This window comes from Bradyrhizobium sp. AUGA SZCCT0182 (genome assembly GCF_018130185.1).
Lineage (GTDB): Bacteria > Pseudomonadota > Alphaproteobacteria > Rhizobiales > Xanthobacteraceae > Bradyrhizobium.
This window is the reverse complement of record NZ_JAFCLY010000010.1, coordinates 1-25,241: the sequence shown is the minus strand read 5'-3', so window position 1 is coordinate 25,241 and position 25,241 is coordinate 1. Positions and strand designations below refer to the sequence as shown.

Genomic DNA, 25,241 nt, shown 5'->3' with positions numbered 1-25,241 from the left:
CGCCCGGTGGCGGTATTTTGGGCCGATTACAGCCGTTCGTACGTGCCGGAGCAAGGGACAGTTTTGATGCTTCGGCCGCATTGAACTTTACACCCGGTCGGGGCCGATACGGAGCCGTATCATTCCCCGTGACAAGCGCGCCTGCAGGGGTTAAGGCTTATCCCAATAACGATATTTCGCCGGAGGTCGCCGACCATGATTCCCAATGCGTACCGGATGCTCAATTTCGACCTCGGTGAAACCGCGGATGCCATTCGCGAGACCGTGTTTGCCTTTTCGAGCAAGGAGATCGCGCCGCGCGCGGCCGAAATCGACAAGAGCAATCAGTTTCCAAGGGATCTCTGGCCCAAGATCGGCGCGCTCGGCCTGCACGGCATTACCGTCGAGGAGGAATATGGCGGCACCGGGCTCGGCTATCTCGAGCACTGCATCGCGGTCGAGGAAATGTCGCGGGCATCAGCGGCGGTCGGTCTTTCGTACGGCGCGCATTCCAACCTCTGCGTCAACCAGATCCGCCGCAACGGCAACGACGCGCAGAAGCGCAAATATCTGCCGAAACTGATCTCGGGCGAACATGTCGGATCATTGGCGATGTCGGAGCCGGATTCCGGCTCCGACGTGGTGTCGATGAAGACGCGGGCGGACAAGAAGGGCGACCGCTTCGTCCTGACCGGCAGCAAGATGTGGATCACCAACGGCCCGGTCGCCGACACGCTGGTGGTCTATGCACGAACCGACGCCAATGCCGGCCCGCGCGGCATCACGGCGTTCATCATCGAAAAGGGCATGAAGGGATTTTCCACCGCGCAAAAGCTCGACAAGCTCGGCATGCGCGGCTCCGATACCTGCGAACTGGTGTTCGACAATTGCGAAGTCCCGGAAGAGAACGTGCTCAGCGAAGTCGGCCGCGGCGTCAACGTCCTGATGTCCGGCCTCGATTATGAACGCGCGGTGCTGGCCGCGGGTCCCATCGGCATCATGCAGGCCTGCATGGACGTGGTGCTGCCTTACGTGCATGAGCGCAAGCAGTTCGGCCAGCCGATCGGCACCTTCCAGCTGGTGCAGGGCAAGATCGCCGACATGTACACCACGATGAACGCCTCGCGCGCTTATGTGTATGCGGTGGCGAAAGCCTGCGACCGCGGCGAGACCACGCGCGAGGACGCGGCCGGCGCCATCCTCTATGCCGCCGAGAAGGCGACGCAATGCGCGCTCGACGCCATCCAGCTGCTCGGCGGCAATGGCTACATCAACGACTATCCGACCGGCAGGCTGTTGCGCGACGCCAAGCTCTACGAAATCGGCGCCGGAACCAGCGAAATCCGGCGCATGCTGATCGGGCGGGAGCTGTTCGACAAGTCAGCGTAAGTGAACCGGATCACACTCCAGCCGACAAATTGGTGTAAACCCGACTTGTTGCCCGCTGCCTTGGAGTTGACCCGTGAACCAGATGAGTTGGACCCCGCTCGGGCCGCCATCGCTACCGCCGCTGCCGAAACCGCCGCCGATGCCAGTGGGGTTTTCCGGCAAGCGTGATGAATTCTTTCACCTGGTGAAGCGCGGCGCCGGGCTGGAATTGGTGACGCTGGGCTTCTACCGCTTCTGGCTCACCACCGACATCCGACGCCATCTCTGGAGCAATACCCAGATCGACGGCGATGGCGCCGAATATACCGGCCGGGGCCGGGAATTGTTGATCGGGTTCCTGGTTGCACTCGCGATCCTGGTGCCGATCTATCTGGCCTACTTTCTCGCCGGCCTCGAAGCCGAGCATTACAAGGCGTTCGCCAGCATTCCCCTGGTCGCTTTCTTCTATCTGTTCGGGCAGTTTGCGATCTTTCGCGCCCGCCGCTATCGCCTGACGCGCACGGTGTGGCGCGGCGTGCGATTCTGGATGAGTGGCTCGGGCTGGATTTATGCCTTGCAGGCGTCGCTGTGGGGCCTGCTGTCGATGGTGACCTTCGGCTTGGCGCTGCCATGGCGCACGGCGGCGCTCGAGCGCTACAAGATGCGCCATTCATACTATGGCGATCTGCAGGGGAAGTTCGAGGGAAGCGGCTGGGAATTCTTCAAGCGCGGCTGGTGGCTGTGGTTGCTCGCACCAATGGCGTTCCTGATGCCGCTGTTCGCACCCTTCATCTACGGCGCGTTCAAGGCGGTCGAATGGCGCTGGTGGCTGTCCGGCATCCGGATCGGCGGCGTGCGGCTAGAATCGGAATTGCCGCGCAGCCGGCTGATCGGCCTGTACTGGAAGGTGGTCGGCTGGATCATCCTGCTCGGGTTCGTTTTCACGGTCTACCTCGCAGCTGCCGCGGCGCTGGTCGCCAGCATGAACGGCGAGGGATTCGGCGAGTTCTTCAAGTCGCAGGAATCTTCTCAGAGCATCCTGTTGCTGGTGCTCGCTGGCATCGGCTACCTGGTGTTCGCACTGGCGCTCAACGTCGTGATCCGCGTCTATCTGATGCGCGATCTCTGGGTGCGGGTGTTGGAATCGATCAACATCCACGGCATCGAAGCGGCTGCCAATGTTTCGGCAAGGGGTGAACTGGCCAATGCGCTTGGTGAAGGTTTTGCTGATGGCCTTGATGTCGCGGGCTTCTAGCTGATGACCGGTACCATCACGGATAGCGACGCTCCCGGTACCCCGAAATCGCCATCGGGCGGTTCGGCGATCTATTTCGACGGCAAGTCGAACCAGCGGCGCGCGGTCACGCTGCATTTTGCCGACCGGCTGGAAATCCGCGACGGTGAAACGAGCCTTGCGGCATGGGCCTATGCCGATATCCGCCGCGCCGACGGTCCCTCCGGCATGCTGCGCCTCAGTGCTCTGACGGCACCGGCGCTGGCGCGCCTGGAGATTCGCGATGCCGCGGTCGCGGCCGACCTAGTCTCGCGTTGTGCAACTCTGGATGAGAACACGCCGGGCCGCCGCGGCGTCGCCGCGATCGTCGGCTGGTCGCTCGCCGCCACGGTTTCGATCATCGCGGTGGTATTGTTCGGTGTCCCGCTCGCCGCCGATCGTTTGGCGCCGCTGGTGCCGGAGGCCTTTGAACGGCGGCTCGGCGAAGCGGCCGAAAGTCAGGTCAAGACGATCTTCGACGCCAAGGTCTGCGACAATGCGGCCGGGCAAAAAGCCTTCGTCAAGCTGATGACCGCGATACGTGAATCGGCCGGGATGGATACTTCGGTACAGTCCAGCGTGCTGTCGTCGTCGGTGCCCAATGCCTTCGCGCTACCGGGCGGCAGGGTTTACATGTTCAACGGATTGCTCGCGAAGGCCGAGAACGCCGACGAGATCGCAGGCGTGCTGGCGCACGAACTCGGCCACCACAAGCATCGCGACAACATGCGGGGATTGATCCGCGACGGCGGCACGGCGTTTCTGGTCGGGTTGCTGTTCGGCGACATCACGGGCTCCAGCGCCCTGATCTTTGCATCAAAGACGCTGGTCACCTCGTCGCATTCGCGCGAGGCCGAGCAGGATGCCGACGGCTTCTCGATCGACGTCATGCACGGGCTGGGCCGGCCGACCAAGCCGATGGGCGAGTTGCTCGTCCGCGTCACCGGCAAGGGAGGCAAGGGCCTCTCCATCATCTCCAGCCATCCGATGAGCGAGGATCGGCTGGCGCGGATGACCCGGGAAGACCGGCCGGCCAGCAAGCCGCCGCTGCTGACGCCGGAGGAATGGCGAGCACTGAAATCGATCTGCGATTCCGATGGCAAGATCTGACGGCTAATTCGGCGGGGCTGGTTATCTTCGTGCGCTTTTCCGCGACCTTGGCGCGGCCACCGGCGCGGGCAGGGCATTGGTCGGCTTCAAATCCCACACCGCCTGCATGGCCGAGAAGGCGTGCGAAATCACCGGTTCGTGCCGCCGCGATGTCAGGCAGGCAAAGCTCAGGTCGCAGGTCACCGTCACCTTGTCGGCGATCACGAAGTTCCGTTTGCGGGTGATGCGATCGAGGGTGCAGTCGCGCGCGAGGCTGAGGCAGATGCCGGATTCGACGAAGTCGATCATGGCCTCTTCCTGGTCGGCATAGGCCACCCGCTTCGGCAGCGAGCCCATGGGGCGGAAGATATTGTCGAGCAGGCGCCGATGCGCCGAGTGCGGCGGCGTCGCGAGCCACGGCAGGCCGATCAGGTCGGGCCAGTCCTTGCCGATCACCCGGTCGCTCCATTCCGCTGGGGCAATCACCCGGTACGGGTAGCTCATCAGCGGCGCGAGCTGGTACTTTCCGTCGTCGATGTGGCGCTCGGAGAAGCTCGGGAACGACAGGGACTCCGGAGGCGTGGCGTCGACATAATATCCGACGTCGAGGTCGCCCCTGCCGATCTGCGCCAGCACGTCGTCGCTCATGCCGTAGCGCAGGAAGACTTCGGTCTGTTTCAAGGAAGTGGCGAGGCTCCGCACGAAAGGTCCAAGCCGGATGAACTCGGGATCCAGGATCGTGCCGACCCGAAGCGATCCCCGTACCGACTCGCGCAGGGAATCCGCCATCGTCTTGAAATCCGACGAGGCCGATATCGCCTTGTGCGCCAGCGGCAGCAGGGCGGCGCCGGCTTCGGTCAGGGTAAAGCCGCCCGGTGTTCGGTTGAAAAGCAACAGGCCGGTACTTTCCTCCAGCCCTTTTAGCTGCAAACTGACGGCCGGCTGGGTCAGGTTCAGCAAACTGGCCGCGCGCGACACAACGCCCTCGCGCGCCACGGTAATGAAGCAGCGCAGGGCCTGGGTACGGGGGAGGTCATTCATTTGAAAAGCTTATACACGATTTCCTTTAACTCATTAGACAAGATTTGCTCCCGCAAGTCACAAGTTTTCGTAGGCAAAACCCAGCGTTGTCGCTGGCCGGAACTCGGATCACGGCGCTTGCCGGCAATTGGGGAGGACGCGACGGAGAAATTCGCTGACATGATGTGGTGGCCCTGGTCGCGCCGTTTTGCCGGGCTGGCCCGAATCGGCGCGGTAGCCGTAATAGCTGCCCTCATGGCCGGCGTAGTTTCGCCGGCGTCGGCCGACAACTATCCCGAGCGGCCGGTTCAGCTGGTGGTGCCCGCCGGGCCCGGAAGCAGCACCGACACCATCATGCGGTCGCTGGCCCAGGTCGCAGCGCCGATGCTCGGCCAGCCGATCGTGATCCTGAACAAGCCCGGCGCCAGCGGCACCATCGGCGTCGGCTTTGTGACGAAGTCCGAGCCGGACGGCTACACCATCGGCGGGGTGCCGAGCGGCGCCATCACCATGGCCCCGCATGTTGCGGCGCAAAGCTTCCAGCAGGCCGACTACCGCATTGTCGCGATGATCACGCAGGCCGCCGGCGTGCTCTGCGTCCACCCGGATTTTCCGGCGAAGAACGCAGGCGAGTTCCTCGCCGAGCTAAAGAACAACCCCGACAAATACACCTATGGTTCGGACGGCGTCGGCGCCTTCGTGCAGTTTTCGACCGCACGGATTTTTCAACCCGAGGGCATCCGCCAGCGGATCATCCCCTTTACCGGCGCCGACCAGACGGTAACGGCCTTCCTTGCGCGCACCATCGACATTTATGGCGGCGCCATCGCCTCGATCGCGCAATTTGTCGCCGAAGGAAAAGCAAAGTGCCTGCTGCTGACCACGGCGCGGCGCTTTCCGACGCTGCCCGACGTCGAAAGCCTTGATGACGTCAAGATGGCGCCATCCCAGACATTGCTGTGGCGCGCGGTCATCGCGCCACGCGACATCCCTCAGGATCGCTTTGAAAAACTGCGCGACGTTCTGACCCGGGCGGCGCAAAGCCCCGAATTCAAGGCGATGGCGGCCAAACGCGGCGAGGAGGTCTGGGTGATCAGCGCCGAAGACGCCGCCAAATACGCGCAAAGCGAATTCGTCCAGATGGAGCAGCTCGCCAGAGAACTCCGTCTGAAACCGAACTGACGGGAGCGCCGCGATGCCGACCGTCGAAGCCGGTGACGGGACACCGTTGCACTACGCGGTTCACGACTACACCGACCGCTGGCGCAAGGCCGAGACCATCATCCTGATCCACGGCTTCGCCCGCTCGGGCGAGTTCTGGTTCAACATGGTGCCGTATCTGGCGCGGTTCTACCGGGTGATCTGTCCGGACTTGCGCGGGCTCGGACAATCGTCGCCGCTGAAAGATCCGGCGCACGCGCTCTCGCTTGCCGCCTACATCGGGGACATCGAGGCGGTGGCCGATCACGCGGGCGCACCGAATTTTCATCTGGTCGGGGAGGCGATCGGCGGCGCGATCACGCTGATTTTCGCCGCCGAGCGGCCGCAGCGCCTGCGTACGCTGTCGGTGCTGGCGCCGGCGGTGTGGGCCAATGACTGGATCCGCAACGCCTATGCGGTCGGCTTTCCGAGTTGGGTCGAGGCCATCAGGGCGCTCGGCGTCGAGGGCTGGGTGCGCAAGTCGAACACGCTGGCGCGGTTTCCCGCCGGTTTCGATCCGGCCTTCATGGATTGGTACGCCAGGGAAGTAGGGAAGGCCGACATCGATGTCGTCGCTGCGATGGTCGAGTTCGCCGGCTCCGTCGACGCCAGGCCTTACCTGCAAAAGGTCGAGGCTCCGACGCTCGCACTCTATCCGACCGGCAGCAACATCTCGTCCGCCGATCAGGAAGCCGCGCTGCGCGACAACATCGCCTCCGTCCGCGTGACGCATCTCGATACGCCTTACGCGATGCTGGGAATGCTGCAGCCGCGGGCCTGCGCCGAACAGATCCTGAATTTCGTAGGCGCCCATGACGGGCTCGTTTGCCGCGAATAGCCGTTTCGCCAATCATGAATCCGAGCGGTCGGCTGCTGTCCGCCTGGGTGCCTATTCCTGACCCAATTCGGACACCGCATCAGGTACGAAGGGTGCCAGAAGCAGACGTTAGCCGAGTAGTCCGGTCACTCAATCCGTCGTACAATATGTTGTCGGTTAGGGTGCGAACCATGGTGCAGGATCGGCCAATTCGGGTCGAGCGCAGGTTGTCGGCCATAATGGCCGCCGACGTGGCTGGCTATTCGCGGCTCATGCACAATGATGAAGAAGCTACGCATGCCAAAGTTGCGGCACTTTTGATTGACGCTGTCACCCCCGCAATTGCCGAACGCGGGGGCCGGATCGTGAAGAACACGGGCGACGGGTTCTTGGCAGAGTTTCCGAGCGCGGTCGAAGCGGTTCGCGCTGCTGTCCAGTTCCAGGCCCGCATCAGGGAGCTTACAGTCGATGACTCGGAAGATAGCCGCATTATGTTTCGTGTGGGCATCAACGTCGGAGACGTAATCATCGAACCTCACGACGTTTTTGGAGACGGCGTCAATATCGCGGCTCGACTCGAAAGCATCGCAGAGGCCGGTGGGATCTGGATCTCATCGTCCGCCTACGATCATGTCCAGGGCAAAATTCAGGCTGAGTTCGTCGATATGGGTGAACAAAGCCTCAAAAACATCGAACGCCCGGTTCGCGCTTTTAGAGTTCTCGACGTTGCGATGCCGCGAAAACCCGCGCTTCCACGTCGGGACAAGTCCTCGATTGCGGTGCTGCCTTTCCAGAACCTTTGTGCGGACGCTGAGCAGGAGTACCTGGCTGACGGCATCGTGGAGGACATCACGATGGCGTTGTCGCTCTTTCGTTGGCTGTTTGTGATCGCGCGAAACTCAAGCTTCACGTACAGAGGCCGGACAGTCGACGTAAGGCAAGTTGGTCGCGAGCTTGGCGTACGCTATGTCCTTGTCGGTAGTGTGCGCAAAGCTGGAAACCGTATACGTATCGCAGGACAACTTATAGACACCGAAACCAGAGCGCACCTGTGGGCCGGCCGTTTCGAGGGCCCGCCCGAAGATATGTTTGACCTTCAGGACCGCGTGACAGAGGGCGTTGTGGGCGCAATCGCCTCCAAATTACAGATTGAGGAGATCAAGCGAGCCAACCGAAAGCCAACCGAGAATCTCCTGGCGTATGATTACTACCTGCGCGGAATGGCCAAGCATGATTTTGAGTCGATGGCCGCCAATCAAGAAGCGCTCCGGCTTTACCGCAAAGCGATCGACGTCGATCCCAAACTAGCCTGCGCCTACGGCATGGCCGCATGGTGCTACGTGCACCGAAAGGCGCGCGGATGGATGATCGAATCTGTCCGGGAAAGTGCCGAAGCCACGAGTTTGGCTTGGAAAGCAGTGCATCTGGGTAGCGAGGATTCCGTGGCATTGTGTATGGGCGGTTATGCACTTGCTTTCATAGCGCACGAGTTCGACGCGGCCGCGACTTTCATGGACCGGGGGCTGGAAGCTAATCCGAATCATGCGTCCGCCTGGACGCTCGGTGCGTGGCTGAGGGTCTGGAGAGGTGAACCGGATGTGGCGCTCGAACATGTCGCACATGCCGTTCGCCTAAATCCTCGCGATCCCGCTGGTGTTCATGGTGCAGCGGCATATGCGCATTTTCTGTTAGGCGATTACGACAGCGCGTCAGCCTGGGCCGAAACGTCCATGCGTGACAGTCCGCCTTTTCTGCTGCCAATTTGTGCGTATGCGGCAAGCAACGGGCTGGCTGGACGTCTGGAACCGGCACAACACGGCGTGGAGTTGGTACTGAAACACAGGCCCGGTTTGAGCATATCAAACTTGAAAGATCTCGCGTCATTCCGCCGGGGCGAGGATTTCGCTTTGTTCAGCGCTGGCCTACGAAAGGCTGGTCTTCCAGAGTGATCGGAGCGAAACTCGAACCAGCCCGCCCATGTCCGCTTCGGGTCAATCGCGTCGGCTTGTCCGGACATCATGATTTCTCGTCTTCTCCCGGGAGCGGACATCGTCCACGGCCGGTCGGCATGTCTAGTGCCAACAACCGACATTAGCTATGGTCAGGCATCCTGTTGCAGTATGGGAACGAATGCTAGTTGGATACAGCCGGGAGACACTGGTTGGCCTCATCGTTGCAGGCTTTGGGGTGGCCTTCATGTTGGGGGAGGCACTCCGTTATTGCCACGATGCTTCTGCTTCTAGCCTGGGTGCTGGTGATACTGGACGAAGACATGAAGTCTGGTTGAGCGAGTCAAACATTTTGAACATAGCCTTCGAGCTGTGGCGCGCAGTCCGATGGCCGTAGCGAAGTGACAGCCTGCGCGGGACTTCGGCACGCGGGCCAGCATTCTGATGATGTTGCCGACCGTCAGCCGGGCTTTACCCGTTGACTTCGAGTACTCAGCATTCTCACTTAGGCTTCGTTGGGTGCTCCAGCGCAAGGCGAACAGATGGAGTTGGCTGTGTGAGTCCACCTATTGAGCTCACAAAAACTGGACGACCGCGCCTAAACCGGCTGCGCCTGCTCGGCAGGCGCGTGATAACACTGGCCCGTGCAGCGACGCTAGTGGCGTTTGCCGCAACTCGCGCATACGCCGCTGACATTGGTCATCTGGCTCCCCCCGGAGCCGCTGCAAACGAGTTTCCCTTACCTCAGCGCCCTGTTGCGCAGATTGTCAGCCCACGCCGCTCTGCCGAAGAGCACCGCGACGCCCTGAATGAAACCGGTCAAATCGCCCGTCTTCTTGAACTAAAGCCAGGCATGACGGTCGGCGACATTGGTGCAGGCAGCGGTTACCACACGGTCAGGATCTCGCACCTCGTCGGGCCCGAAGGCTCTGTCGTTGCCCAGGACGTTACGCGGGATTACCTCGTCAAGCTCGCCCGGCGAGTAGAACGCCTGAAGTTGACGAACGTCAAATTCGCGCTCGGCGAACCACACGACCCGCGCCTGCCCGCTTCCTCGCTGGATGCTGCAATCCTTGTGCACATGTATCACGAGATAGCCCAACCTTATGCCTTCCTCTACAATCTCTCGTCCGCCTTGAAGCGGGGTGCGCGGGTTGGAATTGTCGACCTTGAGCTTCCGACGTCGAAACACGGCACGCCAATAGAGCTCTTGCGTTGCGAACTGACCGCCGTCGGCTATCGCGCGGTCGCCACATATAAGCTCGCAGGGGGCAGCGGATACCTGGCGGTGTTCTCTCCGCCCGAGGGAGCGGGTCGAAAATCTCCCCGGGATATCGTTGCTTGTGGGGATCGTGCCGGCACGCGCTGACCACCCGATGGACCCCGGGCATCGGAGAAGGTCATAAGCTGACATTACGGACGTGCTGCGCGAGGTCCGTTTTCTCCGCATGTCTGTTTGGTGCCATGAGCAGGCATTTCTTTCCGGCACTCCACCAGTGTCCTCATGGCGCCAGCGAATCGAGTAGGCTTTTTGCCTCCTTCAAATCCGGCGTGGCGAACCCCTCGGTGAACCAACCGTAGATCGGAGCGAGAAGTTCTCGGGCCTCATCACGCCTCCCTTGATCGTGCCAGAGCCGCGCCATGCTCGTGGCTGTGCGCAACTCCCAGGATTTTGCCTGCTGCGCCTTCGCGACTGCGAGCGCCCGCGCGAAATACGTTTCCGCTTTTGCCAAGTCCCGCGCTGGCGATATCAGGACAATTTCACCGGCGATGCGATAGACCTCGGCCTCGTACCATGCTTCTTTTGTGACCTCGACCACCTTCATTGCTTCGCCAATGTGGCGCCATGCGTCGTCGAATTGGCCAACCTCCCCACAGGCCTTCGCCAAGTAGGATAGCCATACCGGCAAAATCACTGTCGCCCCTGCTGAGCGCCAGACGGGGATCGCTGAGCTGAAAATGCTGACTGCGTCCGAGTTTTTGCCGGTTGCGGCCAGGAGACTGGCTCGCCTAAACAATCCGGCGGTCTTCCAGAAGCCGGAACCTTTTTCTTCGGCCAGTGCGATGAGCTCAACGGTGAGCGCCTGCGCCGTCGTATAGTTGCGGCCCATCAAATGAGGAATGCATGCGATAGACAACATGTGCATCAATGTACTGGCGTAGCCCGTCCTACGCGCCTCACCGACCGCTTGTTCTGCGCTTGCCAGCGCAGCTTCAGGATAGCCAAGCGTCCACAGTGCCAGCGACCGCCAGATCAAAACGATTGGTATCGGCCACCGCAGGCGGCCACCGCGCGGTGTCGCCATCGACTGAGCTTCGACAGGACTGGAAAGCGCATGATCCAGATTGACTCGGCCCTCCGCCATGTTTCCCGAGAGAAGCAAGACAAGACCTAGGAGTTGCTGGGCGAGCCGCAAAGGCTCCGTACCTCCCATTTTCTCGGCAAATGTCATGATGTGCGCGGCCCTCTCGCGGGCCAGGTCGCCGTTGAAGTTCACAATATGTGAATCAAGCAACGTAATAAGAGTCCCAAACAGCAGCCACGGATCTTCGGGAGGCTCCCCGAGCGCTTCAGCCTGTTCGATCAGCAGGCGCGCCCGCTCGGCGGCGGCCGTGGTCTCGCGCGCGGCTAGCCCTTTGATATCGCGGAGTGGACCTATCAGCGCAGCCTGGAGCTTGATTTCTTCATGACGAAGCGCCGGCGTGGTGGGTAAAGTCGCGATCTGCTCAAGCGCGCGCGTTAGCTGCTCGATGGCCTCCAGCAGCGCCGAGCGCTCAATTGATCGCGATCCTGCTTTGCCCCACAACACGACGGCCCTGTCGATCAGCCCGGCCTCGGTGTAATGCCGCGCCAGCAGATCCGGCTGGGCCTCGGCGATGTCGGCAAACTGGCTTTCGAGGATGTCCGCGATACGAGCGTGGAGCACGCGCCTAGGCTGGCGTAGCAAAGTGCCATAGGCCGCATCTTGCACCAGTGCATGCTTGAACAAGTAGGTCGCAAGCGGCGGTGCGCCGTTGCGAAACAGCAATCCGGCCCGGACAAGACGATCGAGTGAGGAGACCAGTTCTGCCTCAGGCTTGCGCGCCACCGCGGCCAACAGCGCATGCGAAAACTCGCGACCGATCGCCGCCCCGGTCTGGGCCAGCTCCTTGGCCGGGCCGAGCCGGTCAAGCCGCGCCATCAGGGACGCATGCAGGCTTGCGGGGACGGCGTGCGCCGAGGGGGGAACCGCGGCCGCAGTCTGCATTGCTTCCCGCTCGCTCCCGGTCTCCAGAACGGCCTTTGTCATCTCTTCGACGAACAACGGGATGCCGTCGGTGCGCTCGATGATGTCTTTTTTGATGTCCGCGGGCAGCGCCTTGTTGCCGACGACGCGGTCGATCATGCTGTCGACCTCGCGATGACCCAGACGATTGAGGGCAAGAGCTGTCACATGCGGCTTTCCGACCCAGGCCGCCTCGAACTCCGGCCGAAACGTCACGATCACGAGAACGGGAAGGTTCGCAATCCGATCCACCGTGCGACCGAACGCTTCGAGACTCGTAGGGTCGCCCCAGTGCGCATCCTCCACGATCATCAGCACGGGGCGCGAGCGCGCCAGGGTTTCCGATTGCCGGTCGAGTGCCTCCAGCGTCTTCTGCCGTCGCTGTTCAGGGGCAAGCTCGAGAGCGGGGTAGCGCCCATCGTTGGCGAGTGACAATAATTCGGCGACAAGTGCTGTGTCCTGCCTGGACGTCGCGGTCTGCGCCAGGAGCGCATCGAGCTTGTCGCGCTTTGTCTGCGGTGTGTCGCCGTACGCAAATCCGGCGGCACGTTCGAGCTGCCCGATGACCGGATAGAGAGCGCTGCCCGTGTGCTGGGGCGAGCAGAAATAACGCAGCCGCGCATGTGGCTCGCCTGCAAGCTTCTCCATGACCGCGGCGGCAAGCCTGGATTTGCCGATACCGGCCTCACCGGACAGCAGTACAACCTGGCCTTCGCCGGACTTTGCTTTCGCCCAGCGCTGCAAGAGCAATTGAAGCTCTTGCTCCCGCCCGACCAGCGCAGTCAGGTCGCCGGCGTGCATTGCCTCGAAGCGGCTCTCGACAGAACTTGCCCGCAGCACTGAGAAGGGCTTCACCGGTCCAGCGATCCCCTTGAGCTCCTTGGGCCCCAGATCCTGTAGCTCGAACAGATTGCCAACGAGCTTGCGCGTGGCCTCAGCAATAACGACGGTGTTGGGTTCGGCCGTGCTTTGCAGGCGCGCGGCCAAATTCGGGGTTTCGCCGATAATGCTGCGTTCCTGCGCTTCGCCGGATCCGACAAGGTCTCCCACGATCACCAGACCGGTGGCAGCTCCGATCCGCACCTGCAGGCGCTCAGGGGCGGAGATTGCAGCGACCGCGTCGATAATCGCGAGACCGGCTCGAACTGCGTGCTCGGCGTCATCCTCATCTGCCGCCGGATAGCCGAAATAGACCAGCACGCCGTCACCCATGTATCTGGCGACGAAGCCCCCGAAGCGGCCTACAATATCGGCGACGCACCTCTGATAGGCCGAAATGACTTCGCGAAGGTCCTCGGGGTCCAGACGCGCGGAGAGCGCCGTCGAACCGACAAGGTCCGAGAACATCACGGTGACCTGGCGGCGCTCGGCGGTGTCTTTGTCGGCTTCCAGGCATGCATCCGCTAGCGGTGCAGGTTCGCAGGCTTCAGCCCGCAACGCAGCGATGGCGTCCAGCAGCTTCCGGCGATGCCCGACAGATCCGACACCAAGCTCCTCCAAGTCCTCCCTCGTCAAACTCCGGAGGATGGTGTCGTCGATGTTATTCTCGCGGAATGCCGCCTCATATTGTTCGAGATCGAGCTTCCGCAGCCAACCTCCGACGTCCACGGTGGGGACCTCCCTACGAGATAGTCTCCTAGGCGGGACAACCTGGCTAGGTGGTGCCAAATGTCCGCTTGGGGTCATTCGCGTCATTTTGACAGTCTGGCCACCACCACCGCTCTTCCCCTCGAAGCGGACACCGCAACGGCGGCGTCGGGAAGGAAGTTAACGCAGCGATCGTGATGCAATTCACTCCGTCAGATTATTGACCTTGCGCACCCATGCCCGGACGTCGGCGAGTACGTCGGGCAATATCGCACTGACGTCCTGCACGGTCATGCCGGCCTTGATCCGGGGATCGTAGAGCAGGTTGAGCAGGTACTGGTCGTAGACGCCGAAATAGCCCATCGACACATTGTCGTTGAACATGGTCCAGGGCACGGTCGGGGTGTCGTTGATCGGGCCGAGCGATTGCAGCAATTCCTCATAGGCGCAATCGAAGAAGACGAAGTCGCCATTGTCGACGGTGAGGATCACATCGGAATGTTCGATCTCGAACTTTTCGTTCTTGCGAAAGCCGCTCAGGCATTGCGGATCGAGCGAGGAGCGAATCTCGCGCGCCCGTTCGCTGCCGTAGAAGGTTATGATGGTGCGGTTGAGGTCGCGGTCGCGCACCAGCTTGACCAGCACATTGGCATCATCATTGTTCGCGGCCATCGCGATATCCAGGTGCTGAACCCGTGCCGCGATGTCGGCGACGATCTTCGCGAGCTGGGCCTTGCGGTCGGCGCGGGTGCCGTCGGCGAACACCCGAACCGGTGCTTCGTATTTCCGGATGCGGTCGACGCGGCCGGCAAGATGATACTCGGCGCCAAAGGCGATCTTGAAGAAGCCTTCGATGATCTCGCTGTCGGTGAAAACCTTCTTCTGGGCGCGCTGACGCTGGGCGACGGAGGGATCCCCGGCCAACGCCGCGGCGGGCAACAACACTTCGCCGAGAGCTACGGCAGCCAGGGCGGCTGCGAGCATTCGCGGGAATCGAGGCCGGCCAATTGCGCTCATTATGGCTCGACGCTGCCGCAATCGGCGCGTGCGCGCAAGACTTGTTCACGCCTGGCGAGGCCGGTTCAGGTCAACAAGTCTTGTTCGCGCGTCAAGGCAGACGCCGCCGGTTCCCTGACGCTGGATGCGGCTAGTTCTTTACGATCACCGGGGTGCCGACCGAGACGCGGCTATAGAGATCGGTCACATCGTCGTTGGTCATGCGGAAGCAGCCGGACGATACCGCCTGTCCGATGGTCTCGGGCTCGTTCGATCCGTGGATGCGGTAAAGCGTCGATCCCAGATACATCGCGCGGGCGCCGAGCGGATTGTCGATGCCGCCTTTCATGTGCCGCGGCAGATCGGGCCGCCGCGCCAGCATCTGCGACGGCGGGGTCCAGCTCGGCCATTCCTTCTTCGCCGTGATACGGTGGGTTCCGCTCCAGCGGAAGCCGTCGCGGCCGACGCCGATGCCGTATTGCAGCGCCTGGCCGCCCGCGAGCACCAGATAGAGCCGCCGCTCTGCGGTGTTGATGTAGATGGTGCCCGGGGCATAGTTGCCGGCAAAGTTCACGGTCTGCCGCCGGATCGAGCTCGATCCGCCCATGCGGAAATTCGGCCCGCCGCCCAAGATGTCGCGCGAGTCAACGAAGCCCCCGAAGTCCTGGGCTTGCGCGTGACCGACACCGGCCAGCACCGTCAACGTCGCAAATAACAAAGCCAAAACCCGGGTCATTTTCTTCCTCGTGAAAAATCAGAATATGCAGCGAGACAGGCCATAACTGCCGCGATTTCGCAAGCAAAGAGCCCGTGAGCGCGCCATTTTCGGACGCGGCGGTTAAAAAAGGCAACACATCGGAGGCGATGGCTGCATTGTCGGCTAAACCTTTGACGAAACGGGTGAAGAATGATTGATCTTGAGCCGTCTTGAGAACAATCGCGAACGGGGGCGAGACCATGAACGGTGCGGAAAGTCTGGTGCGGACATTGGTCGCAGGCGGCGTCGACGTCTGCTTCACCAACCCCGGCACCTCGGAGATGCATTTTGTCGCCGCACTGGACCGGGTCGAGGGCATGCGTTGCGTGCTGGGCCTGTTCGAGGGCGTGGTGACGGGTGCCGCCGACGGCTATTTCCGCATGAAGGGCACCCCGGCCTCCACGCTGCTGCATCTTGGCCCCGGGCTCGCCAACGGTCTTGCCAATCTGCACAATGCCAAGAAGGCCAATTCCGGCGTCGTCAACATCGTCGGCCAGCATGCCACCTACCACATCGAATACAATGCGCCGCTGACCTCCGACATCGAGGGCCTGGCACGGCCGATGTCGTCCTGGGTTCGGACTTCGCCGGACGCGAAATCGGTCGCCCGTGACGGCGCTGCCGCCATCGCCGCGGCGAGTGGTGCGCCGCCGCAGATCGCAACTTTGATCCTGCCGGCCGACACCGCGTGGAACGAAGCCGACGGCGTGGCTGAGGTGCCGGTGGAATCGCAGCGTCAGAGCTACTCCCCGCAGGCGGTCGAGAAGGCGGCAAAGGTGCTGCGCGGAGGCGAACAGACCTTGCTGTTGATGACCGGCAGCGCGGTGACGGAGAAGGGACTGGCGCTGGCGGCGCAAATCGCCGGCAAGACCGGGTGCAGGGTGATGGGCCCGCTGGCCAGTCCGAGAATGGCGCGCGGCCGCGGCCGGTTTTCGATCGATCGGGTGCCTTACGTGATCGAGCAGGCGCAAGCGGCGCTGAAGGGTTTTCGGCACATCGTGCTGGTCGAAGCCAACGATCCCGTGGCGTTTTTCGCCTATCCGAACAAGCCCAGCCTGCTGAAACCCGAGGGATGCGAGGTCCATCGCATGACTTCGAGCGGCGAAAATTCGGTCGCGGCGCTGGAGGCGCTGGCTTCGGCGGTGGGCGCCAAGCCGGCGGACGTGAAGCCGCAGGCCAAGGTCGAACTCGTCAAGCCGACCGGCGCCCTGAACCATGCGTCAATTGCCCAGGCGATCGCCATGGCTATTCCGGACAATGCTATCGTCGTCGACGAATCCGTCACCACAGGGCGAGCATTCTTTCCGGTGATGGCGGCCGGCGCCCCGCACGACTGGATCCAGAATCTGGGCGGCTCGATCGGATATTCGACGCCGGTCGCGACCGGAGCCGCGATCGCCTGCCCGGACCGCAAGGTGATCTGCATGGTCGGCGACGGCAGCGCGATGTATACGCTGCAATCGCTGTGGACGCAGGCGCGCGAAGGCCTCAACGTCGTCACGATTGTGTTCGCTAATCGCATCTACCAGATATTGCGTGGCGAGTTCGACGGCGTCGGCGCCGGCGAGCCGGGACAGCGTGCGCTCGACATGCTCAAGATCGACCGCCCGACCATCGACTTCGTCGCGCTCTCCAAGGGCATGGGCGTGCCGGCCCGCGCCGTCGAAAATGTCGACGATTTCGTCAAGGCGCTGGCGGAAGCCGTCGCCGAGCCGGGGCCGCGGTTGATCGAAGTGCAGATGTGACGGCTGAAAGCCGTCATTCCGGGGCGCGAAGCGAACCTCTGGTGCGCAATTGCGCACCGGGGGATCTCGAGATTCCGGGTTCGATGCGTCGCATCGCCCCGGAATGACGGAAGGTCGGAGGCGACATGCAGACCGAGCTGAACAAGGTCGTCACGGCGCTATCGGAGTTTTACGCGCACGAGACGTTCCTGCTCGAAAAGGACGTCGGCGAGCGCCCGCTGACGCACCGGCTGGCGGTGCATCTTGAACATCAGTTTGCCGGCTGGCAGGTCGATTGCGACTACGACAGACTCGGCGAGCGGACGCTGCGGCTGCCGCACGGTTCGATCATCTCGACCGACGACCATCTCGGCAAATCGATCTACCCCGATATCGTCGTGCATCAGCGCGAGATCCCCAACAATCTGCTCACGATCGAGGTCCGGAAATCCGCCAATCACCAGCCGCTGGAACACGACCAGCACAAGCTGCGGGCGCTGACCGATCCGCATCTGTGGTTCGCCTACTGGATCGGCGTGTTCGTGACGCTCGGCAAGAAGCAGGTCGCGATGTCGGAAATCTATACCGGCGGCGTGGTAGACCCGGCTTTGTCGAGCTGGTTCGCCGAGCGGCTGAAGGACACAGGTTTAAGTGCAGGCTGAGGCCTGCGAGGAGAGAGGGAAGTCATTCATGAATTTCAAACGCACGATCCTGACAATCGCCTTTGTCGCGGCAGCTTCGCAGGCCTGGGGGCAGGCCGCGCCCGCGCCGGCGATAGAGCCCATCCTCGCCAATTCCAAGGTCGCCAAGACACTTGAGGACATCAAGGCCGACGATGCGCGAACTCTCGACGAGCAAAAGCGCATCACCGAAATTCCGGCGCCGCCCTACAAGGAAAAGATCCGCGCCGAATATTACCAGAAGCGGATGCAGGAGCTCGGCTTCAAGGACGCCGCGATCGACAGCGAAGGCAACGTCATCGCGCTGCGCAAGGGGTCGGGCGGCGGCCGTCCGAAACTCGTGGTGTCGGCGCATCTCGACACGGTATTCCCCGAAGGCACCGACGTCACGGTGAAGGAAAAGGACGGCACCCTTGTCGCGCCCGGCATCGGCGACGATTCCCGCGGGCTGGCTGCGCTGCTGTCGCTGATCAAGGCGATGAACGCCAACGAGATCGCGACCGTCGGCGACATCATGTTCGTCGGCACCGTCGGCGAGGAGGAACTCGGCAATTTGCGCGGCGTCAAGGCGCTGTTCCGCGATCACAAGGACATCGACGGCTTCATCTCGATCGACGGGCTTGGCATCACCCGCGTCGTCAACCAGGCGACCGGCAGCCATCGCTACGAGTTCATCTTCAGGGGCCCCGGCGGCCACTCGTTCCAGGAATTCGGCCTGCCGAGCGCGATCCACGCCATGGGCCGCGCGATCGCCAAAATCTCCGAGCTGCAGCCGCCGTCTGATCCCAAGACCACCTTCACGGTCGGCACCGTTGTCGGCGGCACCTCGGTCAACGCCATCGCGGCCGAAGCGCGGATGGCGGTCGACATGCGCTCGAATTCGACCGACGAGCTGCTCAAGCTCGAGGCGCGCCTGCTCGATCTGGTCAAGGAGGCGGTGGCGGATGAAAACGCGCGCTGGAAGTCCGACAAGCTTAACGTCGAGGCCAAGATGATCGGCGACCGGCCCGCCGGAATCGTGCCGATGGATTCCCCGATCGTTCAGGCGACGCAACGCGCGGTCGCCGCCGTCACCCGCGCGCCGCGCGTGACCTTTGCGGGCTCCTCGACCGACTCCAACATCGCGATGTCGCTCGGCATTCCCGCCGTCACCATCGGCGGCGGCGGCGAGGGCGGCAACTGGCACTCGCGCAACGAATGGTACAAGCCGACCGATGCGTATTTCGGCCCGCAAAACGCGCTACTGACGGTTCTGATGCTGACTGGCCTCGACGGCGTGACCAAGCCGGCGCTGGTGGTGAGGCAGGGGAAGTAGGACGGGGTCTTAATCACAGCCGTCATGGCCGGGCATAGCCGTCTGAAGGACGGCGTCGCTTTCGCTCGCCTATCCCCGGCCATCCACGTCTTTCTCGCTTAGGTGAGGCTAAGACGTGGATGCCCGGCACGAGGCCGGGCATGACGAGCAATGTGGGCTACGCCCCGATGCCCGGGAACGACAATTCGCAGTCCAGTCCTTCGGGTTTCCACTGCCGCGTGATCCGGCCGCTGAGGGTGCGGACCATGCCGTCGATGGCGTCGACGCCAAATCCTTTCCGCATCGGCTCGGCGGTCTGGGGGCCGCCGGATTCCGTCCAGCGCAGCTGAAGGCTGTCAGCCTCATCGATCTGCCAGTGGATGTCGATCTTGCCCGCGGGGCCCGAGAGCGAGCCGTATTTGGCGGCGTTCGTCGCGAGTTCGTGTATGGCCACCGCGATCGCCTGCGCGAGTGAGGCGGGAAGCCGGACGTCGGTCCCGGTCATGCTGACCCGCGTCGAGCCATAGGGGCGAAGTTCTTCCTGAATGATGGTCTGGATGCTGGCGCCGGTCCAGCGCGACACCGAGAACAGCCGCTGCACATTGGCGAGCGCACGGAGCCGGCCCTGGAACGCGGCTTGAAACTCCTCCGCCGTGTCGGCCTTGGTCAGCCGCAGCATGGCCTGGATCACGGCGAGCAGATTGTTCGAGCGATGATCGACTTCGCCGGTCAGCAGCATCATGCGCTCTTCGGCCTGCTTGCGGGTGGTGATGTCGACCAGCATGTTGACGGCGCCGAGCAGCCGGCCGGCCTCGTCGCGCAGCGGCGTCGGATAGGGCATGAAACAGATGCGCGAGCCGTCGGGCCGTTCGGCGATCGCCTCGACGTCCCGCACCGGGCGGTTTTCCTTGAGCGCAATCGCCATCGGACAGTCTTCGTGGCGCAGCGGCGTGCCGTCCGGCCAGAACAGCTTCCAGGTCACGCACCACATCTCGCCGATCTTCGGAGTGCGGCCGGCGAACTCGATGCAGGCCTGGTTGAAGAACGTGATCCGGCCTTCGGTATCTGTCGTGTAGATGGCGGCGGGCAGCGCCTGCAGCAGATCGCGGAACTGCTTCTCTTGCGATTCCGCGTCGTCGGCAGCGGCGGTGTTCCTGATGGCGTGCCGGGCCAGGATATTTTCGAGATCGGCTGCTTCGGAATGCCTGACCAAATTCAACATACTACTTCTCCCGCCTGCACTGACGCTAATTCGTCACAAAGGCAAACGTTCCGCGTGACCCGGCGAAATAAGGCGTTTTGCGGTCCGGCGCCGCCCGGCGGGCCGCCAATTGGACAAATTGTCAGCAAATTGCGGTCAAAGCCGCACTGAAATGTCTCGGCCAGTCATTTCGTGCGTAAGGGGAACTTGCATGTCGTACAGGATCGTGGCGGAACGGGAAAACGAGACCGTCAGGATGGACAGGATGAGTTCGCTGATGGCACTCGCCAAGGCGCGGGTGTGGGCCAGCGAAGGCTGGGATGTCACTATCATCGTCAGAGACGAGGATGAGCTGACGCCCGCGAAGACGGACCGTCTGTTGCTGGTGTGATGGTGTTTGCCGACGGCGCAAAGCACTCAGAGAAGGCCGCCCGGGGGCGGCCTTTTTTTGTGAATCGCTCGGGGCGCCGGTTTTGGCCTCACCTTCAAAGCGGCGATCGCTCGCTCGATGTCCCGGAACGATGGAACCGGGAACCCGGACCGGCGTTATCAGAGCGGGCAGGCTCTGTGGAGATGCGCCATGCACTGGCGATCAGCAACCGCGGATGTCGACGCGATGCGCGGCACCGGCGAGGACAACATCCTCTACGCAACCGGATGGACCATCAGCGGGCTCGCGACCCTGGTCACTATCGTCGCGGTCTGGGTATTCGGGATCTGATTCCGCGATTGCTCGCGCGACTGCTAGTCGCCGGTTACGCGCAGGCCTGCGCCTGCGCCCGTTAAGGGATCACCAGCCGATCGGGCGCGGCCCACACGGACCCACAAAGACCCCCAAAGATTCTTGGCTCCGCCCGCATTCTTAACTTGATATTTGTTCTTTGTTTGTTCTCTATAGGCTCCAACCCCGGGTGAGGTGAGCCATGGATAACAGATTGAACGAAATCCGCAGGAAAATCAGGTTCTTGCGCTCTCAAATGCTGGATGCCGAGAGTACCATCCGCCAACACATCAACCGCGATGAAGACTGCGCCGGGGCCTCGATGCAGCTGATGGCCATGCGCGTCGTGATGCTCGGGCTGATCAGCGAGCGGAACAGGCTCGGCGGCGAAGAACGCCTGCTCGATGTCGATGAGCGGCTGAAAGCGGATTGCCGCGCCGCCGGCCGGGGGCCTTTCAAGGGGCCCTTGAAAGGTGCGCGCGGCCGCCGTGTGCGATGAGGCCTGGACATCAAGAGTCGAAAAGCTGCGCAGGCAGCTTGCCGAACTGGGCTCGGCAGTTCGCCGGCTCAATCAAGCCGGCCTCGACAACGCGACGGCTGACCTCCTGCTTTCGCGCAAGCGGGCGGAGCTGGAAGATTTGATGAAGCGAGGCCATTCCGATGCCGTCAGATCCGCTGAAATGGTACGACCACAACGCGGATAATCCGCCCTGGATCAAGGCGCTCGCCGAAGTCCGGACGTTGGCCTGCCGCGAAGGCTGGTGCTACCAGCACGTCCAGGCCATCATCGTCTCGATCGACCAATACGCGGAAGCCGCACTCGGCAATCGCGGATACTTCCTGAACAAGCCGCATCGCATCGGCGGCAGCAGGAACGATCACGTTCCTTGATGCGCGACGTCGCCCGAGCCGCCGGCGCGCGCGACTTACTTCAAGCGGCCGATGGTCACGGAACAGGTCTCCCTCGGCGGCGTTTGCCTGCATGACCGAGACGCTGATGACAACGATTGAAGATTCCTTCCAGATCGCCTGGGACTATCTGGAGGCAACGGGCGAACTCGGCCATCCCGACACCGCGGCCAATCACCTGCTCGACACGATCGAGACGATGGTTCGCCGCGGCGAGCGCCGCCGGGTGCTTCTCTCCAACACCGCCATCGCCTCCTACCGGCGTTTTCGAGCCGAACAGGGCCTGTCGCTGGCGTCATAGGAACAGGGCTCAGGCTGGAACGTTCTGCTCCTCACGCGGGGTCGGTCGCACCTCGCGAAAGCTGGGGAGGATTTTATGGAAGGCGGTTTCAAGAGCGCTGAAGCGTATCGCGCGACGGCCTTGCTCTGCCGTCAACAGGCCGCGTGCGATCCGGACAATAGCTGGAGGTTGCTCGGTGAGGCCGAGCGGTGGGAATACCTCGCCGAACAGATCCTGGCTTCCCGCCAGAATCGCGCGGCGGAGGGCGCCAAACCGGTCATCGAAACGGGAATGCCACGCGTCGCGCCTTCGCAGCCGAAGACGATGGTTACTCCGCCGCGGCCGCCTCGTTATGGCTAATCCTGTAGCAGCATCGCAGCCGGTGGCCGTTTGATCCACCCTGTTCGATCCAGCAGAGGTCACTGGGAACGCGACATAAAGATCGGAGTTGCCGTGTTATCGCCGTCCTGCCCTTTGGCCTCTACCGGCGACAGAGAGTGTTGTGCTCCCGCCTGAAAGCAGGTGAGCGATGTGCAAAAAGTGCACCGAACTCGATGAGAAGATTGAACACTACAAGCGTATATCATCCCATGTGACTGACCAGCTCACGCTGGACGGTATAGCCGGTTTGATAAAGCAAATGATGGCCGAAAAGACCACGCTCCATCCCGAGCAAAAGCAGTGAGGGACCCCTTTCCATGGGTCAATCGGTAGCGGTCTTGCCGATCACGCTCTGACCGTTGACGCGTTGTGGCCGCGTCCTTCAATCCAGGCAAACCGGTCGTAAGCGATATCGCGACAACGCGTGCAACGAGCGTCTTTGTGATTCAGCTACAGCCGCTGCAGCGCCGCCAAAAACAAAATGAGCCGAGAAAAATGAATCGTCACACGGGACGCAGTTGAGGAACAACTCCCGGTACGGCTGGTTCTACCGCAACACAATCCAACAGCCGGAGGCCGTTATGGCGAAAGAGAAAGCACTGCAGGACCTGTTCCTCGATACGTTGAAGGACATCTACTTCGCGGAAAAGAAGATCCTCTCGGCATTGCCGAAGATGGCCAAGGCGGCGCAGTCGCCCAAGCTCAAGGCAGCCTTTGAAAAGCATCTGGCCGAGACCGATGGCCAGGTCGAGCGGCTGGAGCAGGTGTTTGCGTCGATCGAAGAGACCCCGAAGGGCAAGACCTGCGATGCCATCATGGGAATTCTCGACGAGGGCAAGGAAGTCATGGACGAGTACAAGGGCATGCCCGCCCTCGACGCCGGCCTTCTGGCTGCCGCGCAGGCCGTCGAGCATTACGAGATTTCGCGCTACGGCACCCTCAGAACCTGGGCGAACGAACTGGGTTACAAGGATGCCGTGAAGCTCCTCGATGCTACGCTCAAGGAAGAAAAAGCGACGGACAGCGCCCTGAGCCAGCTCGCGATATCCGAGGTCAACCAGCACGCCGAGACCGCGCAGGCTGCGTAATCAGGCAAGCGGACCTCATCGACGAAGGGCTCCAGCCTTACGCTGGGGCCCTTCTGCGTTTGCTACTCGCGATTACATGAACGCAACGGAACCGACCGCGCCCCGGTTCATTGGTGTCTTGACCTCCAAGGAGACAGACAATGGCAAAACAGAATCCAGTCAGAACGGACGGCAAGGTTCCGGCACGACCGCACGATTCAGGCAGCCAGGCCAATGAAACCGTTGATGGCCTCGATGCCGAGACCGAGGCGTTGCGACACGCTGCCGAGGATACGCCGTCTGCCGCTGCACCCGACGATGTCGAGAAGGTGCCGGTATTCGACCGGGCAGGCCGGGCGCCGAAAATCTGATCGGGAAGCAAGTGCGCAAGTTACGAGTGTGCGCGTCAAATGCGAGGGTGAGGCGATGAAGTTCGGATACGCACAACCATTTTCCTTCAACATCGGTCATCGCCCGGAAACTGTCATTTCCCGCGTTCGTCACGGCGTCACCGAGATAACCCTGAGCGACGGCCGGCTGGTTCGCGCGACGCTTCACGTGAAAGACGTCAAGATTGACCCGAACAAGCCCGGCTCGGTTGACGTTTCATACAATGTCATTGCCGAGATCATGAAAACGCCGGACGTGCCCATTCTCGACGTGCATGAGACGATTCAATGATGAAAGACCATCGGGCGGATTACGCGGGCGCCGAACCCAATGTCACTTGAGTGAATCGGTAGCCACGAACTCAGTGCACTTCTCTCGCTTGAGGGTCGAGACGAGCGAAGTTCGCTCTTGGGTCGCTGGGCTCGAAGAGTGCGGCGGGTGGAGGACGATGACTCGCGCCGACACCCTACCGCTCATCCGCTGACATCGACGGAAATATCGAAGCCCAGGCACCTCGCAAACATTCAATCCTGTTCACTCACGCAGATCTCCAGCCGGGCGTTAGCCAGGGCCTCGACGACGCATTTTGCCATTTGTTTGGCTTCCTCAAAGCCAATGCTTCGCTCGGGATGATCTTTGAAGCATTCGCAAATTGCGTCCGCGATGATCGATTGTACCTGATGTTGATCAACCATGATTTGCCACCTCCATGGGCAGCGCGCTTTCGTGTGCTCTGAAGAAACTCAATCTACGTATGAAGCTTCCTGAAAACGGCTCGACGACCAGGCCGGGCCATTCGAATTCAATACTCGAATTCCGGCATCGCCTTGAGCTGATCCTTGGTGGCGTTGCAGACGGGCGTAATCAGCCGATCAAACCGCAGTGGTTGGATTTGGTTCCGCTCTTGTCCGCGAAGCGCGGCGCGAGGCATCGGCAATTTGCCACTTCTTCCCGATCAATATCGCAGTGCACCCGATGTCTGTGGAGAGATACGTTCGAACGGGACAACATCTCATGCGGCTCGCAATTGGAACCTTCCCAACAGGATTTCCATTAAGGGTCACGCGGCGCACTTCCGTGCCGGGTTGGCTCGCGCATTGGTAAATAGAGGTGTTGGTCCCAGCTGGCTTGGCATTTTCGAACTTCTTGATCGGCGCACTTGTCGTCGCCGCCCTCTATTTCACGCGCGAAATCCTCGTTCCGATCGCAGTCGCCGTCCTCTTGAGTTTTGTCTTGTCGCCCCTTGTGAGGGCATTCCAGCGCATGAAAGTGCCGCGGTCGATAGCGGTGCTC

At 62.0% G+C, this 25,241-nt stretch carries 25 protein-coding genes; 19 read left to right on the top strand and 6 right to left on the bottom strand.

Features of this window, described 5'->3' with window-relative positions; genetic code table 11:
* The first annotated feature begins 195 nt into the window (after positions 1-195).
* The 3 genes from JQ611_RS13290 (at position 196) to JQ611_RS13280 (ending at position 3,730) form a co-directional block, all read left to right on the top strand.
* Entirely contained in the window at positions 196-1,368 is a 1,173-nt protein-coding gene (locus JQ611_RS13290) for an isovaleryl-CoA dehydrogenase (RefSeq protein ID WP_212465684.1), read from the top strand.
* Between the two features lie 73 nt (positions 1,369-1,441).
* A complete protein-coding gene (locus JQ611_RS13285) occupies positions 1,442-2,602 on the top strand; it encodes a DUF898 family protein (RefSeq protein ID WP_312011947.1) in 1,161 nt (386 codons plus the stop codon).
* A gap of 3 nt (positions 2,603-2,605) precedes the next feature.
* Complete coding sequence (locus tag JQ611_RS13280; protein WP_212465683.1) at positions 2,606-3,730, top strand: M48 family metallopeptidase; 1,125 nt, start codon at positions 2,606-2,608, stop codon at positions 3,728-3,730.
* A 21-nt stretch (positions 3,731-3,751) separates the two neighbouring features.
* On the opposite strand, the gene JQ611_RS13275 is transcribed toward JQ611_RS13280, so the two are convergent.
* On the bottom strand, positions 3,752-4,750 hold the full coding sequence (locus tag JQ611_RS13275; protein ID WP_212391375.1) for a LysR family transcriptional regulator: 999 nt from the start codon (positions 4,748-4,750) through the stop codon (positions 3,752-3,754).
* A gap of 117 nt (positions 4,751-4,867) precedes the next feature.
* Here JQ611_RS13275 and JQ611_RS13270 point away from each other — a divergent pair, with 117 nt between their 5' ends.
* The 4 genes from JQ611_RS13270 to JQ611_RS13255 all read left to right on the top strand — a co-directional run bounded on the left by JQ611_RS13270 (position 4,868) and on the right by JQ611_RS13255 (position 10,064).
* Positions 4,868-5,911 carry a tripartite tricarboxylate transporter substrate binding protein gene (locus tag JQ611_RS13270; RefSeq protein ID WP_212465682.1) on the top strand — a complete coding sequence of 348 codons (1,044 nt, stop codon included), beginning with the start codon at positions 4,868-4,870 and terminating at the stop codon, positions 5,909-5,911.
* Positions 5,912-5,924: 13 nt separating this feature from the next.
* Entirely contained in the window at positions 5,925-6,767 is an 843-nt protein-coding gene (locus tag JQ611_RS13265; protein ID WP_212465681.1) for an alpha/beta fold hydrolase, read from the top strand.
* A gap of 170 nt (positions 6,768-6,937) precedes the next feature.
* Positions 6,938-8,695, top strand: a complete 1,758-nt coding sequence (locus JQ611_RS13260; protein WP_249133144.1) for an adenylate/guanylate cyclase domain-containing protein — start codon at positions 6,938-6,940, stop codon at positions 8,693-8,695.
* A 658-nt stretch (positions 8,696-9,353) separates the two neighbouring features.
* Positions 9,354-10,064 (top strand): methyltransferase domain-containing protein, encoded by a 711-nt coding sequence (locus tag JQ611_RS13255; protein WP_312011946.1) that lies wholly within the window; start codon positions 9,354-9,356, stop codon positions 10,062-10,064.
* A gap of 133 nt (positions 10,065-10,197) precedes the next feature.
* On the opposite strand, the gene JQ611_RS13250 is transcribed toward JQ611_RS13255, so the two are convergent.
* From JQ611_RS13250 to JQ611_RS13240, 3 genes are all read right to left on the bottom strand, one after another.
* Positions 10,198-13,569, bottom strand: a complete 3,372-nt coding sequence (locus JQ611_RS13250; protein WP_212263478.1) for an AAA family ATPase — start codon at positions 13,567-13,569, stop codon at positions 10,198-10,200.
* Positions 13,570-13,752: 183 nt separating this feature from the next.
* Positions 13,753-14,532, bottom strand: a complete 780-nt coding sequence (locus JQ611_RS13245) for a DUF2927 domain-containing protein (RefSeq protein ID WP_249133143.1) — start codon at positions 14,530-14,532, stop codon at positions 13,753-13,755.
* Positions 14,533-14,695: 163 nt separating this feature from the next.
* Positions 14,696-15,280, bottom strand: coding sequence for a L,D-transpeptidase (locus JQ611_RS13240; RefSeq protein WP_212263480.1), 585 nt, complete (start codon positions 15,278-15,280; stop codon positions 14,696-14,698).
* A 221-nt stretch (positions 15,281-15,501) separates the two neighbouring features.
* Here JQ611_RS13240 and JQ611_RS13235 point away from each other — a divergent pair, with 221 nt between their 5' ends.
* The 3 genes from JQ611_RS13235 to JQ611_RS13225 all read left to right on the top strand — a co-directional run bounded on the left by JQ611_RS13235 (position 15,502) and on the right by JQ611_RS13225 (position 19,020).
* A complete protein-coding gene (locus JQ611_RS13235) occupies positions 15,502-17,046 on the top strand; it encodes an acetolactate synthase large subunit (protein WP_212465678.1) in 1,545 nt (514 codons plus the stop codon).
* A gap of 125 nt (positions 17,047-17,171) precedes the next feature.
* Positions 17,172-17,687, top strand: coding sequence for a hypothetical protein (locus JQ611_RS13230; RefSeq protein ID WP_212465677.1), 516 nt, complete (start codon positions 17,172-17,174; stop codon positions 17,685-17,687).
* A gap of 28 nt (positions 17,688-17,715) precedes the next feature.
* Positions 17,716-19,020 (top strand): M20/M25/M40 family metallo-hydrolase, encoded by a 1,305-nt coding sequence (locus JQ611_RS13225; RefSeq protein ID WP_212465676.1) that lies wholly within the window; start codon positions 17,716-17,718, stop codon positions 19,018-19,020.
* A 157-nt stretch (positions 19,021-19,177) separates the two neighbouring features.
* Here JQ611_RS13225 and JQ611_RS13220 read toward each other — a convergent pair whose 3' ends face one another.
* Positions 19,178-20,221 carry an HWE histidine kinase domain-containing protein gene (locus tag JQ611_RS13220; RefSeq protein WP_212465675.1) on the bottom strand — a complete coding sequence of 348 codons (1,044 nt, stop codon included), beginning with the start codon at positions 20,219-20,221 and terminating at the stop codon, positions 19,178-19,180.
* 190 nt (positions 20,222-20,411) lie between these two features.
* Between JQ611_RS13220 and JQ611_RS13215 the strand changes: the two genes are divergently transcribed.
* The 9 genes from JQ611_RS13215 to JQ611_RS13175 all read left to right on the top strand — a co-directional run bounded on the left by JQ611_RS13215 (position 20,412) and on the right by JQ611_RS13175 (position 24,239).
* The gene (locus tag JQ611_RS13215) at positions 20,412-20,591 is read left to right on the top strand and encodes a hypothetical protein (protein WP_212263485.1); all 180 of its coding nucleotides are present in this window, start codon (positions 20,412-20,414) and stop codon (positions 20,589-20,591) included.
* Positions 20,592-20,780: 189 nt separating this feature from the next.
* A complete protein-coding gene (locus tag JQ611_RS13210; RefSeq protein WP_212263486.1) occupies positions 20,781-20,921 on the top strand; it encodes a hypothetical protein in 141 nt (46 codons plus the stop codon).
* A gap of 214 nt (positions 20,922-21,135) precedes the next feature.
* Positions 21,136-21,420, top strand: coding sequence for a hypothetical protein (locus tag JQ611_RS13205; RefSeq protein ID WP_212263487.1), 285 nt, complete (start codon positions 21,136-21,138; stop codon positions 21,418-21,420).
* Positions 21,421-21,581: 161 nt separating this feature from the next.
* Entirely contained in the window at positions 21,582-21,812 is a 231-nt protein-coding gene (locus tag JQ611_RS13200; protein ID WP_212001304.1) for a hypothetical protein, read from the top strand.
* A 106-nt stretch (positions 21,813-21,918) separates the two neighbouring features.
* Positions 21,919-22,131, top strand: a complete 213-nt coding sequence (locus JQ611_RS13195; protein ID WP_249133142.1) for a hypothetical protein — start codon at positions 21,919-21,921, stop codon at positions 22,129-22,131.
* 75 nt (positions 22,132-22,206) lie between these two features.
* Positions 22,207-22,470: a hypothetical protein gene (locus tag JQ611_RS13190; RefSeq protein ID WP_212465762.1), complete on the top strand. Its 264-nt coding sequence runs from the start codon at positions 22,207-22,209 to the stop codon at positions 22,468-22,470.
* 602 nt (positions 22,471-23,072) lie between these two features.
* Positions 23,073-23,579: a ferritin-like domain-containing protein gene (locus JQ611_RS13185; protein ID WP_212416674.1), complete on the top strand. Its 507-nt coding sequence runs from the start codon at positions 23,073-23,075 to the stop codon at positions 23,577-23,579.
* Positions 23,580-23,719: 140 nt separating this feature from the next.
* Positions 23,720-23,929, top strand: a complete 210-nt coding sequence (locus JQ611_RS13180; protein WP_212465674.1) for a hypothetical protein — start codon at positions 23,720-23,722, stop codon at positions 23,927-23,929.
* A gap of 55 nt (positions 23,930-23,984) precedes the next feature.
* Complete coding sequence (locus JQ611_RS13175; protein ID WP_212465673.1) at positions 23,985-24,239, top strand: hypothetical protein; 255 nt, start codon at positions 23,985-23,987, stop codon at positions 24,237-24,239.
* Positions 24,240-24,472: 233 nt separating this feature from the next.
* Here JQ611_RS13175 and JQ611_RS13170 read toward each other — a convergent pair whose 3' ends face one another.
* Positions 24,473-24,643 (bottom strand): hypothetical protein, encoded by a 171-nt coding sequence (locus JQ611_RS13170; protein ID WP_212391355.1) that lies wholly within the window; start codon positions 24,641-24,643, stop codon positions 24,473-24,475.
* Between the last annotated feature and the right edge of the window lie 598 nt (positions 24,644-25,241).